Here is a 1,451-nt window from a genome sequence, read left to right as displayed (position 1 = left end):
GAGCTGGGACCTTTACGGATATGCAGATCGGTAGCAGTGATACGGACCTTATATGGGACAGCGCTCACCGGGGCAGTATTCGCAGCGTCAGACGGAGAAACGCCCAGTCTGGCGTTCACTTTCGCCGCAATCTCAGGCAGACGCTCATAGATGTAATCGCCAGGGCAGGCTTTCGCTGCAAACCAGCGATGTACTGTCATATTCTGTTTGGAGGGCTGACCAACCAGCGTTTTATCTCCCTTCCACAGCAGAGCCTTAATGCCATTCCGGCGGCAGATATCGGCGCAGAGTTCGATCAGAGCGGCCATGGCTTTGTCCGTAATGGCATAGGGATGCTTGGTATCGCTGGCTACCTCAATGGTCACGGCCTGGTAGTCGTTGGACGAACCGGAAATGCCGTTGACCTTCATCGTACCGCCAGTACACCAGCTCCGGTCCTTCTCCTCTACGCACAGACCGATGTCGCCATCCTTGCCCACCACATAGTTACAAGAGGCTTTCTTACTGGTGGGCTGGAACACCTCACATCCACGCTTCGCCGTTACCTGACCGACAAAACAGTGGATGGTGATGGTGTCGATAGCATGGTTTCGGTTGACCGTCTTATTAGGGGAAATCATCGTAACGGTCGTAAGGGGGCTGTTCGTAAAGCCCATAGCAGCACTTCCTTTCTGCGCATACTTGTCGAAATACTTTTGCCCATATCCGGCCCGTTGCTTTTTTCGAGCTTCACTCTGGTCGGCAGGGCGCTCAAACTGGAGCAAGAAGGCATCGGATGCCTCCTGCACCGTAGCAGTAGTTTTCAGCAGAGCCAGCAGGGATTTGTAGCCCGTGGTAAGCTCCTGCATCAAAAAACCGAGCTGCATCTCCAAATCCCCAATAGATTTACCCAAGTTCTTAGCGTAGGACAGAAGTGCCGCCTTACGGGTGGAATACGTCCACTGACACAGACCGTAACCGGCCTTGTCCCCGGCAAAATTGGTATAGGTGCCGCGGTCCACCACCTCGGTATACTCAGCATCCGCCATACCGAGGTGACCCTCGTAGCTGTTCTGGAGATTGTTCGGGCGGAGCCCACTCTCAGCGTACATGTTGCCCATAACACCGGCTGTGCCGGCATCGCTCATCCCCTGGGCTTTCAGGTAGTCCCATATCTGCTTCTCAGACATACTCTTCACCCTCTCGTATTAAACTTTTTCCTGTTTGCGGCATTGATGGCTCGATGCTGCGCACGCAATTCAGCCGGGGAAACCTTCTCCGGCTTCTGACTCTTGACATTGCAGACATTGATGAGGGTCAAAAGGCGGTTCAAATGCCACTTCTGACACTCAAACGGGATGTTATAGCAAGTCATCCAGTAGTAAATGATTTCCGCTGTAATCGTTTCCTGCTGGCCGCCGCGTTTCCTTATATTGTGGAAAGTGGTGGCAGTCATGGAATCGTTAATATCG

General features: G+C 53.1%; 1 protein-coding gene and 1 pseudogene. Both read right to left on the bottom strand.

Going from position 1 to position 1,451, the window contains the following annotated elements:
• On the bottom strand, positions 1 to 1,169 hold a 1,169-nt coding region (locus JX325_RS18350; RefSeq protein WP_243414154.1), incomplete at its 3' end, for a phage tail tip lysozyme.
• A 5-nt stretch (positions 1,170 to 1,174) separates the two neighbouring features.
• Positions 1,175 to 1,451 (bottom strand): annotated as a pseudogene (locus tag JX325_RS16645) (hypothetical protein); the annotation flags it as partial.

Origin of the sequence: Oscillibacter sp. CU971, assembly GCF_905219725.1 — a bacterium.
Lineage (GTDB): Bacteria > Bacillota > Clostridia > Oscillospirales > Oscillospiraceae > Oscillibacter.
This window is presented reverse-complemented; position numbering and strand designations above follow the sequence as displayed.